The 19719-nt window shown below is 67.7% G+C and carries 22 protein-coding genes and 1 pseudogene; 17 read left to right on the top strand and 6 right to left on the bottom strand.

What is annotated here, in order from left to right:
• The first annotated feature begins 77 nt into the window (after nucleotides 1-77).
• The 3 genes from ACQPWU_RS30635 (at nucleotide 78) to ACQPWU_RS30625 (ending at nucleotide 2341) form a co-directional block, all read left to right on the top strand.
• Entirely contained in the window at nucleotides 78-821 is a 744-nt protein-coding gene (locus ACQPWU_RS30635; RefSeq protein WP_433427603.1) for an SDR family oxidoreductase, read from the top strand.
• Between the two features lie 271 nt (nucleotides 822-1092).
• A complete protein-coding gene (sigJ, locus tag ACQPWU_RS30630; protein ID WP_433427601.1) occupies nucleotides 1093-2025 on the top strand; it encodes an RNA polymerase sigma factor SigJ in 933 nt (310 codons plus the stop codon).
• Nucleotides 2026-2125: 100 nt separating this feature from the next.
• The gene (locus tag ACQPWU_RS30625; protein WP_433427598.1) at nucleotides 2126-2341 is read left to right on the top strand and encodes a hypothetical protein; all 216 of its coding nucleotides are present in this window, start codon (nucleotides 2126-2128) and stop codon (nucleotides 2339-2341) included.
• A 223-nt stretch (nucleotides 2342-2564) separates the two neighbouring features.
• Here ACQPWU_RS30625 and ACQPWU_RS30620 read toward each other — a convergent pair whose 3' ends face one another.
• Nucleotides 2565-3158, bottom strand: coding sequence for a GNAT family N-acetyltransferase (locus tag ACQPWU_RS30620; RefSeq protein WP_433427595.1), 594 nt, complete (start codon nucleotides 3156-3158; stop codon nucleotides 2565-2567).
• A gap of 345 nt (nucleotides 3159-3503) precedes the next feature.
• Here ACQPWU_RS30620 and ACQPWU_RS30615 point away from each other — a divergent pair, with 345 nt between their 5' ends.
• Nucleotides 3504-3962, top strand: a complete 459-nt coding sequence (locus tag ACQPWU_RS30615) for a MarR family winged helix-turn-helix transcriptional regulator (RefSeq protein WP_433427593.1) — start codon at nucleotides 3504-3506, stop codon at nucleotides 3960-3962.
• On the opposite strand, the gene ACQPWU_RS30610 is transcribed toward ACQPWU_RS30615, so the two are convergent.
• Genes ACQPWU_RS30610 through ACQPWU_RS30600 form a run of 3 tightly spaced genes read right to left on the bottom strand, consistent with a single transcriptional unit; the run spans nucleotide 3885 to nucleotide 6283 of the window.
• A complete protein-coding gene (locus tag ACQPWU_RS30610) occupies nucleotides 3885-4268 on the bottom strand; it encodes an oxidoreductase C-terminal domain-containing protein (RefSeq protein WP_433427590.1) in 384 nt (127 codons plus the stop codon). The genes ACQPWU_RS30615 and ACQPWU_RS30610 overlap by 78 nt on opposite strands.
• 7 nt (nucleotides 4269-4275) lie before the next feature.
• Nucleotides 4276-5868, bottom strand: coding sequence for a multicopper oxidase family protein (locus tag ACQPWU_RS30605; protein ID WP_433427588.1), 1593 nt, complete (start codon nucleotides 5866-5868; stop codon nucleotides 4276-4278).
• On the bottom strand, nucleotides 5861-6283 hold the full coding sequence (locus ACQPWU_RS30600; protein WP_433427586.1) for a hypothetical protein: 423 nt from the start codon (nucleotides 6281-6283) through the stop codon (nucleotides 5861-5863). The genes ACQPWU_RS30605 and ACQPWU_RS30600 overlap by 8 nt, the downstream gene beginning before the upstream one ends.
• 108 nt (nucleotides 6284-6391) lie before the next feature.
• Here ACQPWU_RS30600 and ACQPWU_RS30595 point away from each other — a divergent pair, with 108 nt between their 5' ends.
• Entirely contained in the window at nucleotides 6392-7291 is a 900-nt protein-coding gene (locus ACQPWU_RS30595; protein WP_433427585.1) for a LysR substrate-binding domain-containing protein, read from the top strand.
• 99 nt (nucleotides 7292-7390) lie between these two features.
• Here the strand turns inward: ACQPWU_RS30595 and sigJ (ACQPWU_RS30590) are convergent, their stop codons facing one another.
• The gene (sigJ, locus tag ACQPWU_RS30590) at nucleotides 7391-8326 is read right to left on the bottom strand and encodes an RNA polymerase sigma factor SigJ (RefSeq protein ID WP_433427582.1); all 936 of its coding nucleotides are present in this window, start codon (nucleotides 8324-8326) and stop codon (nucleotides 7391-7393) included.
• A 229-nt stretch (nucleotides 8327-8555) separates the two neighbouring features.
• On the opposite strand from sigJ (ACQPWU_RS30590), the gene ACQPWU_RS30585 reads away from it, so the two are divergent.
• The 12 genes and pseudogenes from ACQPWU_RS30585 to ACQPWU_RS30530 all read left to right on the top strand — a co-directional run bounded on the left by ACQPWU_RS30585 (nucleotide 8556) and on the right by ACQPWU_RS30530 (nucleotide 18342).
• Complete coding sequence (locus ACQPWU_RS30585; RefSeq protein ID WP_433427579.1) at nucleotides 8556-9140, top strand: NADPH-dependent FMN reductase; 585 nt, start codon at nucleotides 8556-8558, stop codon at nucleotides 9138-9140.
• 249 nt (nucleotides 9141-9389) lie between these two features.
• On the top strand, nucleotides 9390-9830 hold the full coding sequence (locus ACQPWU_RS30580; protein ID WP_433427577.1) for a YybH family protein: 441 nt from the start codon (nucleotides 9390-9392) through the stop codon (nucleotides 9828-9830).
• Between the two features lie 68 nt (nucleotides 9831-9898).
• Entirely contained in the window at nucleotides 9899-10120 is a 222-nt protein-coding gene (locus ACQPWU_RS30575; protein WP_433427575.1) for a hypothetical protein, read from the top strand.
• A 346-nt stretch (nucleotides 10121-10466) separates the two neighbouring features.
• Nucleotides 10467-11894: a rifampin monooxygenase gene (gene rox / locus ACQPWU_RS30570; protein WP_433427573.1), complete on the top strand. Its 1428-nt coding sequence runs from the start codon at nucleotides 10467-10469 to the stop codon at nucleotides 11892-11894.
• 332 nt (nucleotides 11895-12226) lie between these two features.
• Complete coding sequence (locus ACQPWU_RS30565) at nucleotides 12227-12949, top strand: VOC family protein (protein WP_433427570.1); 723 nt, start codon at nucleotides 12227-12229, stop codon at nucleotides 12947-12949.
• A 174-nt stretch (nucleotides 12950-13123) separates the two neighbouring features.
• Nucleotides 13124-13345 (top strand): hypothetical protein, encoded by a 222-nt coding sequence (locus ACQPWU_RS30560; protein ID WP_433427567.1) that lies wholly within the window; start codon nucleotides 13124-13126, stop codon nucleotides 13343-13345.
• A gap of 430 nt (nucleotides 13346-13775) precedes the next feature.
• A pseudogene (locus ACQPWU_RS30555) lies at nucleotides 13776-14087 on the top strand (GAP family protein); the annotation flags it as partial.
• A 522-nt stretch (nucleotides 14088-14609) separates the two neighbouring features.
• Nucleotides 14610-14954 carry a VOC family protein gene (locus tag ACQPWU_RS30550; RefSeq protein ID WP_433427565.1) on the top strand — a complete coding sequence of 115 codons (345 nt, stop codon included), beginning with the start codon at nucleotides 14610-14612 and terminating at the stop codon, nucleotides 14952-14954.
• A 69-nt stretch (nucleotides 14955-15023) separates the two neighbouring features.
• A complete protein-coding gene (locus ACQPWU_RS30545) occupies nucleotides 15024-15656 on the top strand; it encodes a hypothetical protein (protein WP_433427562.1) in 633 nt (210 codons plus the stop codon).
• A 92-nt stretch (nucleotides 15657-15748) separates the two neighbouring features.
• A complete protein-coding gene (locus tag ACQPWU_RS30540) occupies nucleotides 15749-16567 on the top strand; it encodes an arginase family protein (protein ID WP_433427560.1) in 819 nt (272 codons plus the stop codon).
• Between the two features lie 205 nt (nucleotides 16568-16772).
• Nucleotides 16773-17012, top strand: a complete 240-nt coding sequence (locus ACQPWU_RS30535) for a hypothetical protein (protein ID WP_433427558.1) — start codon at nucleotides 16773-16775, stop codon at nucleotides 17010-17012.
• A gap of 103 nt (nucleotides 17013-17115) precedes the next feature.
• Nucleotides 17116-18342 carry an NAD(P)H-binding protein gene (locus ACQPWU_RS30530; protein ID WP_433427555.1) on the top strand — a complete coding sequence of 409 codons (1227 nt, stop codon included), beginning with the start codon at nucleotides 17116-17118 and terminating at the stop codon, nucleotides 18340-18342.
• A gap of 357 nt (nucleotides 18343-18699) precedes the next feature.
• Here ACQPWU_RS30530 and ACQPWU_RS30525 read toward each other — a convergent pair whose 3' ends face one another.
• Nucleotides 18700-19689: an SDR family NAD(P)-dependent oxidoreductase gene (locus ACQPWU_RS30525; protein WP_433427552.1), complete on the bottom strand. Its 990-nt coding sequence runs from the start codon at nucleotides 19687-19689 to the stop codon at nucleotides 18700-18702.
• Nucleotides 19690-19719 lie beyond the last annotated feature (30 nt).

Genomic DNA, 19719 nt, shown 5'->3' with positions numbered 1-19719 from the left:
CGCGCTGCGACGGGCTCCCGGTTGTGAGGACGCTCACAACCTGTCACAGGCGAGCGGGGCTTGTCGTCTTAGATGGCATGACAAACGCGGAACAGACCTCGGTGTTGATCACCGGAGGCAACAAGGGACTTGGTTTTGAGGCGGCCCGGCGGCTCGGGGAACAGGGCTGGACGATCTTTCTCGGCTCGCGTGATGAAGGTCGCGGACGGGCAGCGGCCGACAAGCTGACCGATGGTGGCGCGAACGTGGTCATGGTCCCGCTGGACGTGACCTCGGACGAGTCGGTGGCCGGCGCGGTACGGCTGGTCCGGGACCGCACCGACCGGCTGGATGTGTTGATCAACAACGCCGGCGCGCCAGGAAAGATCATTGCGCCTGCGGACGCGACGGCTGACGAAATTCATTCCGTCTACGACACCAACGTGTACGGACCGATCAGGGTCACGCACGCGTTCCTTCCCTTGCTGCAGGCGGCGGACCATCCGCGGGTGGTGATGGTGTCCAGCGGTGGCGGTTCCTTCGCGGTCGTGACCGATCCAGAGCAGCCCGTCTCGAAAATGCACGAGCTCGCCTACAGCTCGTCGAAAGCGGCGCTGAACATGATCACTGTCCGGTACGCCCAGGCGCTCCCGAACATCAAATTCAACGTCGCCACTCCCGGAGAAGTCGCCAACCGCAAGTTCGCCGCCACGGACATGAACCATCACACCGGCCAGCTGACGGTCACCGAGGGCACCGACTCGATCGTCAAACTCGCGATGATCGACGCCGACGGGCCGACCGGGACCTTCATCGATCGCCTTGGCCCCGTTGCGTGGTGACCACCGTGCAACCAACCTGCGGCCGACGCCGGAGACGCGGCGAAGGCCCGAGGTGTCACATCTCGAAGCCACCCTTGTCGCCCACGAAGGCGCGGCCCCCGTCTCCGTCGCCGGCGCGGGCGGTGGCACGTGGACAAGACCGTAGCGGAGGGGTACGGCATGATCGAGGGCCGGGCGCCTCGGATACCCTGCTGGACGTCGTGCGGCAGCGTCCTCGAACGAGAAGGCCAAGGAGATGAGCCGCGGTACGCGAATTGGCGGGAGGGATTCCGTGCCTGGGGCAGCGGATGAGACGGGCACGGACAGGTACCGGCCGCTGCTGTTCTCCATCGCCTACGGGATGACCGGATCCGTGGGCGACGCCGAGGACATCGTGCAGGACGCGTTCCTCGGCATGACCCGGGCGCGCCTGGCGGGAACCACGATCGCCGATCCGAAGGCGTACCTGACGACGGCGGTGACGCGGCTGGGCATCGACTACCTGCGTTCGGCGCGGGTGCGGCGGGAGACGTACGTGGGGGAGTGGCTGCCCGAGCCGGTCGTCATGCCCGCCGATGGGCCGGGGCCGGCCGAGCACGCCGAGCTGGCCGACTCGCTGTCGATGGCGTTCCTCGTGCTGCTGGAGTCCCTTTCGCCGGTGGAGCGGGCGGTGTTCATGCTGCGCGAGGTGTTCGGGTACGGCTACCCGGACGTGGCGAGGATCACCGGCAAGACCGAGGTGAACTGCCGGCAGATCTTCGCGCGCGCCAGGCAGCGCATCGCCGCCGGGGGGCAGGTACGCGACAGCGCGCCGCCCCCGGCGCGGCGGGCGGAAGGCGAGGAGTTCGCCCGCAGGTTCTTCGAGGCCGCCGCGGGCGGTGACATGGACGCGCTGCTCGGCATGCTCGCGCCCGACGTGGTGCTCCATGGGGACGGCGGCGGCAAGGCGCGGGCGATCGGGAAGCCCGCGACCGAGCGGCAGCGCGTCGGAAAGCTGCTCGTCGGCGGGCTCCGCCGGGTCCGGATGCTCGGCGTCTCCCTCCGGCTGGCCTGGGTCAACGGCCGGCCGGGCGCCGTGATGTACGACGCCGAAGGGCGTGTGGCCGGCGTGGTCGAACTCGACATCGCCGACGGCGTGGTCCAGGCGATCCACTCGGTGGCCAATCCCGACAAGCTTGGCCATATCGGACCGGTATCCGACGTAGGGCGACTGCCGGAGAAATAATCCACCCTCACCTCACCGTCAATCGGCAGACCGCCGCCATGGTCACAGGGCGACGACGAGAGGGCGATGAACGCCACCGACCTTGCCGAGGCGAGGGATCGTGCTGGTGATCGTGCACAGCCTGCAGACGATCCGCGACGCCGATCAGATCGTGGCGGTGCGGATCTACAATGTAAAGGCGCTCGGCTTGCCGACGATCAGGCCGCGATTGCGCGCATTGCAGGGGAGCTTGCGGTGGATGACGGCGAGTCGTCAGCGGCCTCATGACCATCCTCCTGGTTCGGCTCGGGCGGCAGGTGCGTGGCCTGCCGCCTGAGGTTTCGGAGCATGCTGTCGAATCAGGCCTCCGCCGCGTGATCCACCGGCTTGAGGGTCCCGACGCAACGTGATCGACTTCGAGCGCAAGCCTCACGCGGCGAAGCGAACTTGACCGTCGCCTCGAGCACGCTTATGACCAGGCGTCTGACCAGGAAAAAGCCCCAGGCGTGGACCCGATGGCCGGCGTCTGCGCCACAGGCCGCCTGAGAGCTGCCGCCGGTTCAGGAGGCTGCGACCGGTCCAGCATTGGTCGCTTGGTAAGCGAGCCATTGCTCTCGGGTGATCGCGTACTCGACTTCGCCAAGATGACTGCCGGGGAGCGGCGCTTCCCAGTCCAAGTGGAACGTACGGACGTACTGCATGCCGATTGCGGTCATCGTTGCGCGGGAGGCGGTGTTGACCGCCATGGTTTCGGCGAAGATGCGGGTCAGTCGAAGATCTTCGAATCCGTGGCGAATAAGCTCGCGGGCTCCCTCACTGGCCAAGCCCTGGCGCCAGCGGCGACGCAGGAGCCGGTATCCGAGTTCGGCCTGTCCTTCGATCGGGCCTTGGTCGACGCCCTCCGGTGGCTCCAGGATCCACCAGCCGACGAACTGCCCGTCGACGAAACCGACCCAGAACCCAAGCCCCGCAACGCGGCCTGCGGCGGCAACCCGCTGGCGATGGAGGACCTCGACTTCCTCACGGCTACGTGCACTGCTGGTGAGGTAGCGCATGACCTCGGGATCAGCGTCGAGTTCAATCTCGTGTTCGAGGTGCTCGTCGGACAGCGGAACAAGCTTGATGCGGTCGGTACGCAGTATCGCCTGGGACATGGGAGGCATTCTTGCGTTCGAGCCGCTTGCCGGTCATTCGCTTTTCCTGAGGGGTCGCTGATCGCGGCGCGTCTCTCTGCGGCTCGAAGAGATCGTATTACCAGTTCAGAGACACCCTCTCAGCTTGTTCTTTATCGTCCGGACACTTGTGCTGAGCGGGGTTTGATCGTTTCGCGGACAGCGAGACGGCCTTGTAGTGATCATGTGCGGTGTCGCGTCCTTCAGGGTGTGAATGCTCATGGGAGATCACATATCTGCGATAAGTTTCGTTGGACAAGTAAACGTTGGCTGGGCCAACTGTACACATAATCGTGGGCACGGCCAACAATTTGCTAGATTGCCTCCGTGGACATCCCAGAGGGAAAGCCGCCGAAGCGGCTGCGCACGCTACCGAGCAGGCTGACCAACCAGGCCGCACTGACCGCCAACCGGATCGTGGACCAAGCTCTCGCCAAGGCCGGCCTCCGGCGCTACCACTACTCGCTGCTCGCCGCATTGGAGGAGTACGGTCCAGCCAGCCAGGCAAGCCTCGGACGCCGGACCGGCATCGACCGCAGCGACATGGTGGCCACCGTCAACGATCTAGCCGAGCGGCAACTCGTCGAGCGCGCACCTGACCCCGAAGACCGCCGACGCAACATCATCACCATCACCGAGGCGGGCCGGCGGCAGCTCACCGAACTCGACCGGCTACTGGCCGGCGCCCAGGACGAGTTCCTCACCCCGCTACCCACCGCCGACCGGCAACACCTGATCGAGCTGCTCACCCGCCTCGTCGACCATCACAGCGGCGAACACCACTGATACGGCCTCCTCCAGGCCGGCTGAATGGATGGTCCGACGGATACTGCGGCCACTCGGCTCTTTCGGCTGGAGGTCCGGCAGGGGTGTGTCGGGGTCGGTGAGTCGTCGCGGGTTGCCGCGGTGTGCGGTGGCGATGAGTGCGCGGAGGTGGTCGGCGGCGCCCCAGTTGTCGATGGTCAGGGCGGCCACGGGGATGCCGCGGTCAAGCCGGGAGGCGGTGAATGCGGGAGTGCCGTGCTCGCCGCGGGTGATGATGCGGTCCCAGGGGGCGGGGAGTCCGACGTATTCGAGGGTGGAGCATGGCACATGGCTCCTAGATGATCTCGAGGTTGGCCATCATGCCCATGTCCTCGTGTTCGGCGTTGTGGCAGTGGAAGAGGTAACGGCCGCGGTAGCCGTCGAAACGGGTGATGATCTCCACCGCTTCGCCCGGCCGCAAGGAGACGGTGTCCTTGAGGCCCGCGTCGTGTGGCAGCGGCGGGCGGCCGCTGCGCGACAGCACGCGGAAGCCGACCAGGTGCAAGTGGATGGGGTGGTGGACGTCGGCGATCAGCCGCCACACCTCGATGTCGCCGAGCCGGGCGGTGACGTCGGTGCGGGCGGGGTCGAACGGGAGCCCGCCGATCAGCCATCCGTGATCGCCGCGCATCTGCCCGGCGCGGAAGGAGAACTCGCGCACCTCGACGGCGTCCGATCGTCGCCAGGTCGGCAGATCGGTGGAGAGGGTGCGTGGGATGCGGCTGTCGTCGGTGGCGTGGCGTGCGACGCGGAAGGCCATCACGTCGCGGGTACGGCCCGCGCCGAGCCGGTTGATGAGTCTGACGCGGCTCCCGACCGGGACACCCGAGAAGTCGATGATCACGTCGTAACGTTCTGCGGGTGCGATCGGCAGGAGCCGGTGGGTGACCGGCGTCGCGAGCAGTCCCTGGTCGGTGCCGATCTGGACGAGGTCGAGCCGGCGGCCGTCGTCGGTGACCGCTTCGAGTTCGTAGTGCCGGGCGTTGGAGGCGTTGAGGATGCGTAGCCGGTAGCGGGCCGTGTCGACCTCGTGTACGGGCCAGGGGGCGCCGTTGACCAAGATCACGTCGCCGAGGACTCCGGCGAGGTAGGGCTCGTGCACGCCCGGCCGCTCCCGCAGGGTGGGGTCGAGGGCGGGGTAGTCGAGGCTGCCGTCGGCGGTGAACGCGCGGTCGGCGATCATGAGAGGAAGTTCGCGCGGCCCTGCGGGCAGGCCGAGATCGTCTTCGGCGTCGTCGCGGACGATGTGCAGCCCGGCCAGGCCGCGCCAGATCGCGGGGGCGGTGAAGTCCATCCGGTGGTCGTGGTACCACAGCAGCGTGGGCCGCTGGTCCAGCGGGAAGGTGTAGTCCCGCGTCAGCTTGGTCACCACGGCCCGTGGATCGTGCATGCCATGCTCAGAGCCGTGACCCATGTGCATGGTGGCGTCGTGCCGGCCTTCGGGCAGGACGAGGTCGGTGGGGTAGCCGTCGGAGGCTGCCGGGGTGTGTCCGCCGTGCAGGTGCACGACGGTCGGCACGGGCAGCTCGTTGCGGTGTGACACGGTAACCGGCCGGCCGCGGCGCGACTCGATGGTCGGCCCGGGGAAGGTGCCCTCATACGTCCACAGCGGCGTCCTCACACCAGGCAGAATCTCCGCACTCGCTTCACGCTGGGTGATCTCATAACGGTCGGTGCCGCCCGAGGTGCTGATCGGCTTCAGAACGGCGGGAATCGGCAGCGGCACCTGGAAAGGCGGCGGTAGTGGTACGGCACTGCGCAGCTCGGCGCCGGTGATCGACGGCCGGCGGGCCAGCGCGGCCGAGGTCGACAGCCCGGTGGCCGCCATCAGCCCGAACGCCCCGCCGATGCCCAGCATCCGCCGCCTGGTCATGCCACGCTCACGCATTGCGGGCCTGCCTCCGCGGGAGGGGCCGGTGCCAGACCGCGATGAACTGCACGACGAGCGCGGCGACGGTCATCACGCCCAGCGGGATGTGCAGCCACAACGCGCCCTCCAAGCCGGCGACGTACTGCACCGTCTCGGCCGCCACCACCGCCATCGTGGCCAGGAACGGCCAGGCCTGACGCAGCCGGACCCAGACGACGATCGCCGCGAGCATCTGCAGGTAACCGATGGAGGTGACCACGTCGGCGCCGAGCGCGTGCCAGCGCAGGCTGTCGAAGTCACCGGTCAGATACACCCCGGCGAACACCGGCTGGCCGACGATCGCCACCACATGCGCGCTGACAATGGCCCGGAAAACCCACCCGGTCGCCCTTGTCCGATGCGCGGCAGCGGATCCCAGATTGCTGGTGACCATGAGGGATCCTCCTCACCCTGATCTATATATGCGAACGCGCCCGACAATATGGCTCGAGAGTTATCTTGTCTAAGATTAATATTGCTATGGTGTTATGACCCGGGAGGCATGATGGAGCTGAACTCGCTCAAGCAGTTCCTGGTGGTGGCGCGGCTGGAGCACCTCAGCCGCGCGGCCGAGGCGCTCCGCGTCGCCCAGCCGTCGCTGAGCCGTACCATCGCCCGGTTGGAGGGCGAGCTGGGCGTACCGCTGTTCGATCGGAGCGGCCGGCTCCGGCTGAATGACACGGGCAAGCTCTTCCGCGACTACGTAGAACGCGCCCTGGGCGAGCTCGATGCGGGGCGGCGCGCCGTCGCCGAGGCCACCAGCGAGGGTGTGGGCACGGTGCGGCTGGCGTCGGAGACCTTCATGACTCTCACCGGACCGTTGGCTGCCTACAAGCGCGCCCATCCCTCCATCGAGGTCCAACTCCACTGGTCACCGGCCGAGGACATGGCCCGCCGCCTACGGGCCCAGGACGTCGATCTGTGTGTCGCCTCGCAGCCGATCCATGCCGAGGGCCTGGAGTCGACGCAGTTGTTCGATGAGGCTGTGGGGGTGGGCACGCCGCTCGATCACCCGCTGGCGGGCCGTGCTTCCGTGAGCATCGACGAACTCACCGACCAGCCCTTCATCACCGCCCGCAAGGGGCACTGGCTACGCCGGCTGCTCGATCGGCTCTTCGCCGCGAGAGGCATCACGCCGAAGATCGTCTGCGAGAGCGACGAGCCCGCCGCCATCGCGGAGCTGATCAGCGCGGGACTCGGCATCGGTCTCGTTCCGGCCTTCGCCCGCCGAAGCGCCACGCGCACCCCCGGCGCCTGGATCGCCGTCGACAGCCCCGACTGCCGTCGCGCGGTCACCCTGCACTGGGGCGCCGACAGCCACCTGTCAACCGCCGCCCGGCTGATGCGGACCACGATCACCAGCTGGGACTGGGTCACCGGGGAACCGCAAGAGAAACGCTGATGATCAGCTCGCGGGGTGGGCGCGACATGCCCCGGGTCTTGGCCATCGCGGTTGCGCAGCCCGTGTCGGCACTTGGCTATTGAGAGTGAGCAGTGCGAGTCAGCCCGTCGTCCAGGGGCGGAGCTTGTCAGGGTTGCGTACGGCCCAGATGCGCTTGATCCGCTCGCCTGCGACCTCGAACGCGTACACCGATACGGTGACGCCGTCTTGCTGGGCGATCAGGCCGGGTTGGCCGTTGACCGTACGCTCCATGATCGTCAGGTTGCGGAGTCTGCCCTCGAGATTGACCAGTGAGCGCACGATCTGCTCGGCGCCCACCATCGGGCGGAGCGCGGCGCCGACGACGCCGCCGCCGTCGGCGATCGCCGTGGCGTCGGGGTCGAGGAGGCCGATGAGGGCGTTGATGTCCTTGGCCTCCCAGGCCTGCTTGAAGTCTCTCACGACGCCGGCCTGCTGGGCTGCCAGAGCAGCCGGAGCCTGCGACGCGCGGATGCGGCGGCGGGCCGAGGAGGCCAGCTGGCGGCATGCAGCCGGGGTACGGCCGACGATCTCGGCCACTTCGGCGAAGGAATACCGGAAGACATCGTGCAGAATGAACGCGACGCGCTCGGCCGGGGTCATCGCTTCGAGCACGACGAGGAAGGCCATGTTGACCGACTCATCCAGGGTGACCCGGTCGGCCGGGTCGACGGTGATGCCGTCCGACCGCCCAGTGATCCACTCCGTAGGGTCGGGTAGCGGTTCGGGGACCCATTCGCCCACGTAGGTCTCTCGCCGGGCGCGTGCCGAGGAGAGCACGTTGAGGCACAGACGGCTGGCGACCTTGCTCAGCCAGGCCCCGGGGGATTCGATGGCGTCCTGCTGCTGCCGGGACATGGCGTACCAGCGGGTGTAGGTCTCTTGTACGACATCTTCGGCGTCGGCCAGGGAGCCGAGGAGCCGGTAGGCGAGATTGATCAGCTGGCGCCGCTCGCCCATGATCGCGCTCAGGCCTGGATCGAGCCGGCCGCCTCCTGGCTCGGACTGGATCGTCATCGTGTCGTCGGCCCCCTTGGTCGCATCTTCTCTTACCAGTCCGACAAGACAGCGCAGTGAACTGTGAGGTTGGCGCGTCGCCTCACATTCTGAGGGGTTGCGTTGTCGTACTGCACGGAGGAGCACACCAGACCGATGGGCGACCTCGAGACCATCGCCGACCGAATCGAGATCGAGACGCTGCGCGGTGAGTTCACCGATGCCGTATCAGCATCAGAACAGGAGAACGATGATCAAGATTGGGATCATACTTGGCAGCACCCGCCCCGGCCGCAAGGGCGAACAGGTCGCCAAGTGGGTTTATGAGAGGGCGGCGCGCCGCAGAGACGCCGAGTTCGAGGTGATCGACCTGCTTGACAACCCGTTGCCGCACCTGGACGAGCCTGCGCCGGCGCCGGCGTCACTGGGCCGGTATCAGCACGAGCACACCAGGGCGTGGGCGGACACCATCGCCTCGTTCGATGGGTTCGTGATGGTCACTCCCGAGTACAACCACTCCATCCCCGGAGTGCTCAAGAACGCCATCGACTACTTGCACGCGGAGTGGATCAACAAGGCGGCCGGGTTCGTCTCCTACGGCGGCGTGGGCGGCGCCCGCGCGGTCGAGCAGCTGCGGCTGATTTGCGGCGCACTGCAGATGGCCGATGTGGCTCCGCAGGTCACACTGTCACTGCTGACCGAGTTCGAGAATTACACCGTCTTCAAGCCGGGCGACCACAACGTCATTGCCTTGGACACGCTGCTGGACCAGGTCGTCGCCTGGAGCACCGCCCTCGCGCCACTGCGCGCCGCTTCCCCGGTCGCTGTCGCCTGAACCCCGGAACCCCGTCCCCGGCGGCATCGGCGAGCCGTCGTGGCACCTCACATTTTGCAGGACTGCGCCGTCGGACTACTGGAACCACAAAGGACCGTCCTGCGGGCAGGAATTTCTTGAATGGAGGATGCGATGACTTCGACCGATTCCGAAGTTCGTACGGCAGCCGGGGCCTGACATCCCAGGGTGCTGTGTTGTCGTACTAGTGAGAAGTCAAGATTTCACGCCGGACGGAAGGGATGGGTAGCGATGCCTACGCAACGCGAGGTAGACGAAGCCAAGATCAGGCAGCATGTCGACAAGATAGCCGAAGGAATTCGAGCCAAGGATCTCGAGGGCCTGAAGCAGCTTTACGCGGCGGACGTCGTGTCCTTCGACGTCGAGCCGCCGCTGCAGCACGTAGGGATCGAGGCGAAATTGAAGAACTGGGCGAACGCGTTCACGTTCTTCCAGGACGTGAGTTATGAGGTTCGCGACCTGACGCTCACCGTGGGCGATGATGTGGCATTCGGGCACTGCTTCGGCCGGCTCAGCGGCACGCTGGAGAACGGGACGGCGACGAGCGGCATGTGGGTCCGGGGCACTTTCTGCTTCCGGAAGATCGACAGCAATTGGTTGATCGTGCACGACCAGGCTTCTGTGCCGTTCGATATACGGAGCGGCAAAGGAGTGACCGACCTCGAGCCCTGACGAGTCGCACAAGTTCGGGACACCGCGGGCGGTGCTGCCCCTCCATCGCCTACCTCCACGGCAACGGGATGCAGATGCGCAGCCTGTTCGTCCCGGCCACCCCCTTCGAACTCGCGCTGCGCAAGGTCATGGTGCGAGTGAACAAGATGCCGGTCACCTCTCCGCTGTTCGTCCGGTGGCGGACCAAGAGCAAGGCAGCCCGTGTCTCACCCGACGCTCTCACTCGCTGGCAAACCCGCCGCGACCGGCGCCGCCGTCAAGCAGCTGCGGGCACTGCCCGCCGAAGATGAGCCAGGTGTGTTCGGCCGGCGGCGACATCGCCGTACGCGGCGCGTCACCGTTTCGGGAGGAGCTTGTCCGTCCACAGCGGACAACAAAAGGCAAAGGCAAGGAGGTTACCCACTCCTTGCCACTTCCAATCTATAGCGCACCGGGGGCCTTGCGGCAAGGACCGGTTCGTGCTGCATAATCTCCGACCGAAGCCAGAACCTGCGGGAATCAGGGATTCGCGAAGTACGAACCGCTGGTGGGACGCGCGGTGCGGTTGCGGGCACTCGGCGCGGAGGCAGGGGGTGTGCGCGCCGCCGGACTGCGCGGAGGAGCTGGCCGAAATGCAACCTTTGAATGGGGGGTTTGATGATTGACGTGATCGTTGCCGGTGGGGGACCGACCGGCATGATGCTGGCCAGTGAGTTGCGGCTGCACGGCGTGCACGCGCTCGTGCTGGAGAAGGACGCGGAGCCGACCAGGCGCGCCGGCGGGCTCGGCCTGCACATGCGCAGCATCGAGGTGATGGACCAGCGCGGTCTGCTGGAGCAGTTCCTCGCGCTCGGCAAGCAATACCCGGTCGGCCGTTTCTTCGCCGGCATCACCAAACCGGCGCCGGACCGGCTGGACACCGCACATCCGTACATCCTCGGCATCCCGCAGCCCACCGTCGAGCGCCTGCTGACCGAGCACGCCACCGAGCTAGGCGCCGAGATCCGGCGTGGCTGCGAACTGGTCGGGCTGAGCCAGGACGAACACGGGGTGACCGTCGAGCTGGCCGACGGCACGCAGTTGCGCTCGCGCTACCTCGTCGGGTGCGACGGCGGCCGCAGCACGGTGCGCAGGCTGCTCGGGGTCGGCTTCCCCGGCGAGCCCGCCACGCACGAGTGGCTGCTGGGCGAGGTGGAGGTGGCCGTGCCGCCGGAGACGCTGATGGCCGTGGTGACCGAAGTCCACAAGACCCACAAGGGGTTCGGCGCCGGGCCGCTCGGGGACGGGGTGTACCGCGTCGTCGCGCCCGCCGCCGGGGTGGCGGAGGACCGCACGGTCCTGCCGACCCTGGACGAGCTGAAGCAGCAGGTGCGAAAGCTCGCCGGCACCGACTTCGGCCTGCACTCACCGCGCTTGCTCTCGCGCTTCGGCGACGCCACCCGGCTGGCCGAGCGCTACCGGACCGGCCGGGTGCTGCTGGCCGGCGACGCGGCGCACATCCACCCGCCGTTGGGCGGGCAGGGGCTCAACCTCGGTATCCAGGACGCGTTCAACCTGGGCTGGAAACTGGCCGCCGAGGTCGGTGGCTGGGCGCCGGAGGAGCTGCTGGACAGCTACCACACCGAACGGCACCCGGTGGCCGCCGACGTGCTGGACAACACCCGGGCGCAGGTCGAGTTGGGGTCCCTCGAGCCGGGTCCCCAGGCAGTGCGCCGGCTGTTGTCGCAACTGGTGGACTTCGAGGACGTGAACCGGTACCTGATCGAGAAGATCACCGCGATCGGGATCCGCTACGACTTCGGCGAGGGCCACTCACTGCTCGGCCGGCGGATGCGGGACGTGGAGCTGAAGCGCGGTCGCCTCTACGAGCTGATGCACGGCGGCCGCGGACTGCTGCTCGACCAGACCGGCAGCCTCTCGGTGGCGGGCTGGGCGGATCGGGTCGACCACGTCGTCGACATCAGCGAGGAACTGGACGTGCCCGCCGCGCTGCTGCGGCCGGACGGCCATGTGGCGTGGGTCGGCGACGATCAGCGTGAGCTGCACAGCCAGCTGCCACGGTGGTTCGGCGCCGCCGTCAGCTGAGCACGGAGTTGTGGCTCGAAAGGGTCGGACCTGTCCCCGGCCGAGTTGGGCGCGGTCCGGTGCGTGACATCCGGTCCTGGTGCTTGGGGCGGTGGCGGCCGCGTGGAACCTCCCGCTGAGGGCACCGCGATCCAGCTGTACGAGTAACCGGCCCCGGCCCGCGCCTGCGCCAATCGTCCACTGTCCTGATCGCGGATCGTGCGCCGGAAGCGTCGCCCTCTGACTTATATGCGTTGGCGTCGCAGTCCTCGATCGGGTTAGCGTTGCTTCCGTCATGCGCCAGGAGAACGTGCCCTGCCTGTGCCTCTGAGTCAGCAGATTGGAGATGCGGCATGACTTCTCAGCTCGTCGCGCTCTGCTTCGATGCGAACGACCCGCTCCGTCTCGCGCGCTTCTGGGCCGGCGTCCTGGGCTGGGAGACGGCCGACGACCCCCATGACGGCATCGCGATCCTGCCGAGCGATGACACCGGGTTCCGGATCCGATTTCTTCCGACCCAGGAGAAGAAGACCGGCCCCAACCAGATGCACTTCGACCTGACGAGCACGTCCCTCGAGGACCAGCAGCAGACGGTGGCGAGGTCGCTCGAACTCGGTGCGCAGCACATCGACATCGGGCAACGCCCGGAGGAGGGTCATGTGGTGCTCGCCGACCCCGAAGGCAATGAGTTCTGCGTCATCGAGCCGGACAACAACTTCCTTGCCGACTGCGGATTCATCGGAGCGCTCGCGAGCGACGGTTCGCAGGAGGTCGGGTACTTCTGGAGCGAAGCGCTGGGCTGGCCGTTGGTCTGGGACCAGGACCAAGAGACCGCGATCCGCTCGCCCCACGGCGGTCCGAAGATCACCTGGGGCGGTCCGCCAGTGGCGCCGAAGACCGGGAAGAACAGACTGCACTTCGACCTCGCGCCACCTATGCACGGTGATCAGCAAGCGGAGGTCGACCGTCTCATCTCCCTGGGAGCGACGCGAATCGACATCGGCCAGAGCGGGGTCAGTTGGGTGGTGATGGCCGATCCCGATGGCAATGAGTTCTGTGTTTTGACTCCCCGATAGCGTGACCCCGGGCGGCGCCGCGACGGTGTCGCAGATGCCCCGTACGGTGAAAATCTCGATTGTCGGGGGCTGAACGTGTACTCCCCGGCCATGCCCGAGACCCTGATCGGCGATTTCGACGCCAATCCCGACGTCGGCCCCGCCGTGATCCACACGCCGGCGACCGGGAAATGAGTGCGCAAGGAGCTGCCGTCGTGTCTGGTCGGTGATTCCGGCACCGGCAAGTCGCACCTGCTGATCGCGCTGTGCGCCGAAGCCGCCAAAACCCTGGTAGCCAAGCTCGTCAACGAGCCGGCCGAGGCCGCCGACGAGAAGATGCACGAGGTACGGCTTGCAGCAGTGAACGCAGCAGTTGTGCGGCGGTGTCGGCGGACACTTCGCCGGGCGTGTTCATGATCTGGGAGGCGAGTCCGTCGACGAACGTGTGCAGGAGCGCCGCCCAGAGCTCGACCTGGGGATCGGGGTGCGGGAGCGTCGCCTGGCCCGGTTCGCGGGCCGGCTCGTGTCCGCGTAGGGTGGCGCCCCGCCGTGATCGGGATAACGCTCTATCTGCTGCTGTCCAGGCCGCACCGCGTGGGCGCGCTGCTCGGCGCGTACCTCGGATCGGTCGCGATCGCGTACTTCGCCTTAGGCGTACTGCTCATGCTCGGCCTGGGCGCCGTCGTGCCACATATAGATGACACCGTGTGGGTCTGGGGACAGGCCGTCCTCGGCGTAGCGCTCCTGGTGGGGAGCTTCTTCATCCCCGACAAGAACCCCGAACGCGCATCCATCCGGGCCCGGTCCTTCACCATGCGCTCGATGCTGCTGCTGGGGCTGGGGACCTGGCTGTTCGAGTCCGCCACCGGCCGTGCCGTACTTCGGCGCGATCGGCCTCATGACCTCGGCCGGCCTGCCCGCCGTCCAATGGTCACCACTACTCGGCGTTTACGTGACCATCATGGTGATCCCCGGCATCCTGCTCTCTGTCGCATGGGCCACCCTGGGCGAACGGATGCGTGAACGGTTCGAACGGTGGCAGAACAAGCTCTCCTCTGGATCCCGTACAACACTGCGCTGGATCGTCGGGATAGCAGGAGTCCTGATCCTCCTGGACGCAGCACCAGACCACATCATCACGATCACGATGAGTCCGTAACCGCCCGCATTGGCTCCTCGACGAAGCTCCCGTACACCGCGGGCCTGCTCCTCGGCTCAGAAACTCCACTGGCACGGCACGGCACGGCACGGCGATAGCGATCAATACGCCGTTGGTCTGGAGGATGGTGACGAGCCGCCCGTCACGGCCGTGGACCTGCCAACCGTCGGGTGCGGCGTGCAGCCATCCCATCTGTGTCGCCACAGTGGCGGCCGCCGGTTCTCTCGGCGCACGCCGTACCGAGCTCGGCGCCGCGGTGGCCGACGTGACGGCGGCCGCGCTGGCGGGTTGACCGGCGGGGGTCTCAGCGGGCGGGGGAGCGGTGCCCGTCATGCTCTGTCCCGTCGCGGCGGGCGGTGATTCGTCGTCTTTTCCGCCCTTCGACAGCTCCGCAAAACGGCCGCCCCAGGGCTCACCCACCATCGGGGCGGTCGAGTCGGCCGGGATGGCCTGGCCGGTCGCCGATGAGTTTCCATCGCGGGAGCGGTCTCACTCTCGAAACGACTGGAAGGAGCGGCTCCGGTGGACTTGTACAGCGTCGTGTGCGTGCGTGACCGGGCGACATCGCAGAAGTGGTTCGAGGTGTTCTTCGGGCGGCCGGCGGACGAGATCATTGGCGAGGAGTACCTGTGGCGGGTTGGTGAGAGCGCGTGGGTCGTCATCGACGACCGGCACATGCGGGCCGCACGGGTGGGCGGCACCATGATCACGTTCGGCGTAACAGACCTCGACGACATGTTGGCCCGGCTCGCCGTGCACGGCATCGAGCACGAGCCCGTGGAGACCTACGGCAACGGTGTGCGTCACGTGGAAGTCCTCGACCCTGACGGCAACAGCCTCTCGCTCGCGGAGGCACCCGCCCGGTAGCCCGGTCGGGCTGTGCTGCGTTCGCCCGGCTGCGTACTGGGCCCTGGGCGAAGACGCCCCAGCCCGAGGATGGAGACGGCGAAGGCATGGTGGGCGTGTTCCGTGCTTCTCCGGCGGAGGCGGGCGCGGTGCCGGCGCATGCTGGACGTTCTCAACGGCGTCTCACCAGCTCTGATCCTCAACGATCGGCGGGACGTGCCGGCGGCCAACCACCTGGCCAGTGCGCTGATCGCGGGCTTCGACGCGCTGCCGCACCGTGACCGCAACCTCGTCCGTTACATCCTGCTCGACCCTGGGGCCCGCGAGCTGTATACCGACTGGGACGAGGTCGGAGAAGTCGTGGCCGCGGACCTGCGGCTGGCGGCCGGACGTCGGCCCGACGACTCCCGGCTGAGCGAGCTGATCGGCGAGCTGTGCGTCAAGGTGCCGGAGTCAACAGCTGGTGGTCCAGCCATCGGGTGGATCAGTGCGCTCACGGCGTTCAGCGTTTTCCACCCCCCTTTGGTGGGCGAGCTCACGTTGTACCGGGAGACGCTGACCTTCCCCGCCGATCCGGACCAGATCATGTGCCTCTACACCGCCGAACCCGGAACCGCCTCGGCGCAGGCCCTCGGGCTGCTCGCCAGCTGGACCGCCCCGGACAGCACAGTCCGCGGCGCATCGCCGGAATCTGGGATCACCCGTGGAAGGATCCTCTCGTGACTCGTCTCGACTCGTCCCCGGCGGGTGCCTTTGCCCGCGATGGCGTCAGCCTGCGCCTCATCTGGCCTCAGTGGCAGGGTGCCGGTGCGGCGATGGTGAGGACGCTTGTGCCCGAGTTGCCGTTCGACGTCGCCCGTCGCGGCCACGCCGTGGGCGCGGCGGTCCTGGAGGCGGTCCTGCCGCCGCACGACGGTCCCACCGCGACGGTCCCGGTCACGATGTCCGACAACGGCTTGGAGGTACGCGACGGCGTCGAGGCCAAGAACGCCGTCCTGGAACAGCTCGCGACTGCCCTGGAAGTGATCCGAAGCCACGACCCGGCGCGGATCACGACCCTCGGTGGCGAGTGCTCGGTCAGCGTGGCCCCGTTCTCCGAGCTCGCCCGGCGCTACGGCGACGACCTGGCGATCATCTGGATCGACTCCCACCCCGACATCGGCACCCCGCGAAGCGAGTACCACGGCTACCACGCGATGGCCGTCGCCACGCTCACCGGCCACGGCGACCCGGATGTGCGGAAACTGCTTCCGGCGACCGTCTCCGCGGACCGGGTCGCCCTGGTGGGACTGCACGAGTGGACCGACGACGACTTCCCCAACGTCGCCGCTTGGGGCATCCCGTCCTTCGGCCCCGACGAGCTCCGCGACTCGACCCGGCCCGTCCTCGGCTGGCTGGCTGCCACCGGCTGCTCGCGCGTCGCCATTCACTTCGACGTCGACTCCATCGACAGCAACGAGATCGGCCTGGGGCTCGGCATGGTGCCCGGCGGGCTCACCGGCAACGAGGTGCGACGCATCATCGCCGACGTCGACGCCTGCGTGGATGTCGTCGGGCTCACGATCGCGGAGTTCATCCCACGGCAGGTCATGCACCTCCAGCAGATCCTCGAGGGGGTCCCGCTGGTCTCCTGAGGTCCGGCGGTTCGTCGCGAGCTCAGCAGGCGGCCACTACAAGAGATCGCGTCGTCCTCGACGTCCGGCCACCAGCGGATCGACCGCCGCACCGCACTGCGCCAAGGCAGGCGTCTTCTCCATTCTCAAGATCAATTCACGCAACGATGTCCGTGACCGTGACGCCGCGAGCGGACGGTCCGGCGGGAGGTGCATCGTCAAGGCCATGGTGACGCGACGGTTCGAGGCGCTCCCGGAGATGGTCGTGGGGGACTGCCCCAAGCCGGTGCGGCGTGCCGGCACGTCGTTGATCCGCATGCATTCCGCCACGATCGACCAGTACTCCAAGACGATGCGCGCGGGCGGCTTCTCTCGCGTGCAGGCTCCTGCTGGAGTTGCGCGGCAGTCTCGACTGGGCGCAGGGGCCGGGTTTTCGGGTTACGTGAAGTTCGTGGTACTTTCTTGATCGTAAGGTGCAGCGCTCGTTCACGAGCGCGTCGGGACATCCGGCCGGCACGACAGCCTCAGTACAGGCTGTCTGGATCTCTCAGCGGAGAGCGTGCCTTGCCATGTCCACAACCTCCTTCCCACGTGTATGGGCAGTCTCCTTGCTCGTGGTCGCCGCCGATGTGCTCGACCTGCTGAGCACCACGGTGACCAACGTGGCCGCCCCCACCGTCGTGCGGGACCTCGGCGCCTCCTGGCTCGGCGCGAGCTACACGCTCGCGATGGGATCCCTTGGCACGGTGGCCGGCGTCGCCGCGTTGGCCGCGTTCGGATGGCATCAGGCACGCACCAACCGGCCGCCCGCTCAATGCGGTGCAGCAGGTCGTCAGCGCGGCCGGCTCCGCCATCGTGTCGACGGTCTATCCGGTGACCGTCACGCCGAGCGCTCCGTCCAGCGGCGTTTTGCCCGGTCTGCTCGCATCCATATCCGTACCAATCACGGGAGATTGTCCATGATTCTCATCACCGGCGGCCGCGGCGCGGTCGCCGCCCACCTGCTGGCTCTGCTGCTCCAGGCCGATCAGCCCGTACGCGTAGCCTCCAGCAACCCTGGAGAACTACAGGTCCCCGACGGCATCACAGCCGTCACCTGCAACCTCAGAGATCCCGCCACCTTCCCGGCAGCTCTGTCCGGCGTCACCGAGGTCTTCCTGTACGCCGAGGCCTCGCACATCGCCGAGTTCGTCGACGCCGCCGTTACGGCAGGCGTCAAGCACGTCGTCCTGCTGTCGTCCGCCGGCGTGCTGAACCCCGACGCGGCCGGTGATCCGCTGGCCAAGTCCCATCTCGACGTCGAGACCGCACTGCTCACCTCACCGCTCGCCACCACGCTCCTGCGCCCCGGTTCCTTCGCCGGCAACGCGGGAGCCTGGGCCTGGCCCATCAAGGCCGGTCGTCCGGTGAGCCTGCCCTACCCGGGCTCCCACACCGACCCCATCCACGAACGGGACATCGCCGAAGTGGCCTTCACCGTGCTCACCGACCCACACCACCAGGGTCGGCGCCTCCACCTGACCGGCCCGGAGAGTCTCACGTTCAGTGAACAGATCGAGCAACTCGCCGAGATCACCGGCCGGCCGATCACCGTCAACCACGTCACCCGCGAGGAATGGAAACAGGAAATGGCCGATTACATCCCCGGTCCTTACGCGGACCCCTTGCTCGACTACTGGCAGGCCCATGACGGCCGCCCCGTGCCCCTGACCGACACCGTCGAACAGCTCACCGGTCACGCTCCCCGCACCTTCGCCACGTGGGCTCGCGACCACGCCACGGCCTTCATCGAATAGCACCGAACACTGTCCCCACAGGCCCTGCCGGGCACGTCCTCACCGGCGTGCCCACCTGTCCAATCGGCCGGCATCGCGCAAGAGCGACACAGGCGGGGTGGAGGTGATCTGCCGCGGCGGGGCAGCCGGATCGTCCATCCGCGACGGCCTCCTGGATCTTGGCCAGCTCGCCGGTCCGCCCGACCAGCTCGGGCCGCGGTGTCCGGACAGATCCCAGCCTCGTCAACCTGTCATCGGTCATGGCATCCTCCGGAGCATCCGGGCGATCAGGTCAGGACCAGGCGCACGGCCGACGCCGCGTTGATCATACAAATGTGCGAGGCGGGAGGCAGAGCGGCAGCCGGCGGGGCGTGTCCGTCATGCCTTGAGCAGCTCCTCGCTCAGTTCCCAGAGCCGCTGGGCGGACTGCGGGTCGATCGCGTGCGGCGCGATGTCTGACGGGATGTCCTGCTCGGCGCCGAAGGTGAAGGGCTTCGGGTCGTCGTCCAGCGGTGAGACGTCGTTGTCCTTGAGGTAGACGCCGCCGATCCCGGCGAGCAGCGGACTGGTCGCCGCGAACACGATGGTGGCGGCCCCCTGCTGCGGGGTCTTCTTCCCGCGGTCGGGGTCGATGATCGGCCGGCCGGACTCGTCGATCAGCCCCATGGCCCGCAGCTGGTCCTCGCCCGCCGAGCTGTTCAGGTTCGTGCCGACGACCACGCCTGGGTGCACCGCGTAGCCGCGGATCCCGTCCTCGGCCCATCGCCGGTCCAGCTCGACGGCGAACAGCACGTTGGCGGTCTTGGACTGGGCGTAGGCGAGATGAGGGTCGTAGCCGGTGGTGAAGTGCGGGTCGTCCCAGCGGATGTCGGAGAGTCGCTGGGCACCGGATGACACGTTGACGACTCGGGCACCGTGGGCGGCGCGCAGTGCGGGCAGCAGGCCCAGGGTCAGCTGGAAGTGGCCGAGATGGTTGGTCGCGAACTGCGATTCGTACCCGCGCGCGTCTCGAACCAGTTCGTCAGGGGCAGGGAGACCGGCGTTGTTGATCAGGATGTGGAGCGGGCGGCCGGAATCGAGGTAACGGGCGGCGAAGGCGTCGATCGACGCCGGGTCGAGGAGGTCCAGCCGGCTGACCTCGACGCGCTCGATCCCGGCCAGCGCGAGCGCGGCGCGGTCCGGGTCACGCGAGCCCACGGTGACGGATGCGCCGGCGTTGCTGAGCTCTCGGGTGGTCTCCAGGCCGAGCCCGGAGTGGCCGCCGGTGACGATGACGTTCGTGCCGGCCAGGTCGATGCCCGCGAGGACGTCGGCGGCCGTCGAGGCGGCGGTGAACCCTGTCCCGAGGGGGTGCTGCTTGTGAGTCATGGGACCAGTCCTTTCGTGGTGAGTTGGCCG

Source organism: Nonomuraea sp. CA-141351, from assembly GCF_050944675.1.
Taxonomy (GTDB): Bacteria; Actinomycetota; Actinomycetes; order Streptosporangiales; family Streptosporangiaceae; genus Nonomuraea.
Note: the sequence above shows the minus strand (reverse complement) of the source record. Positions and strands in the feature narration are given on the sequence as shown.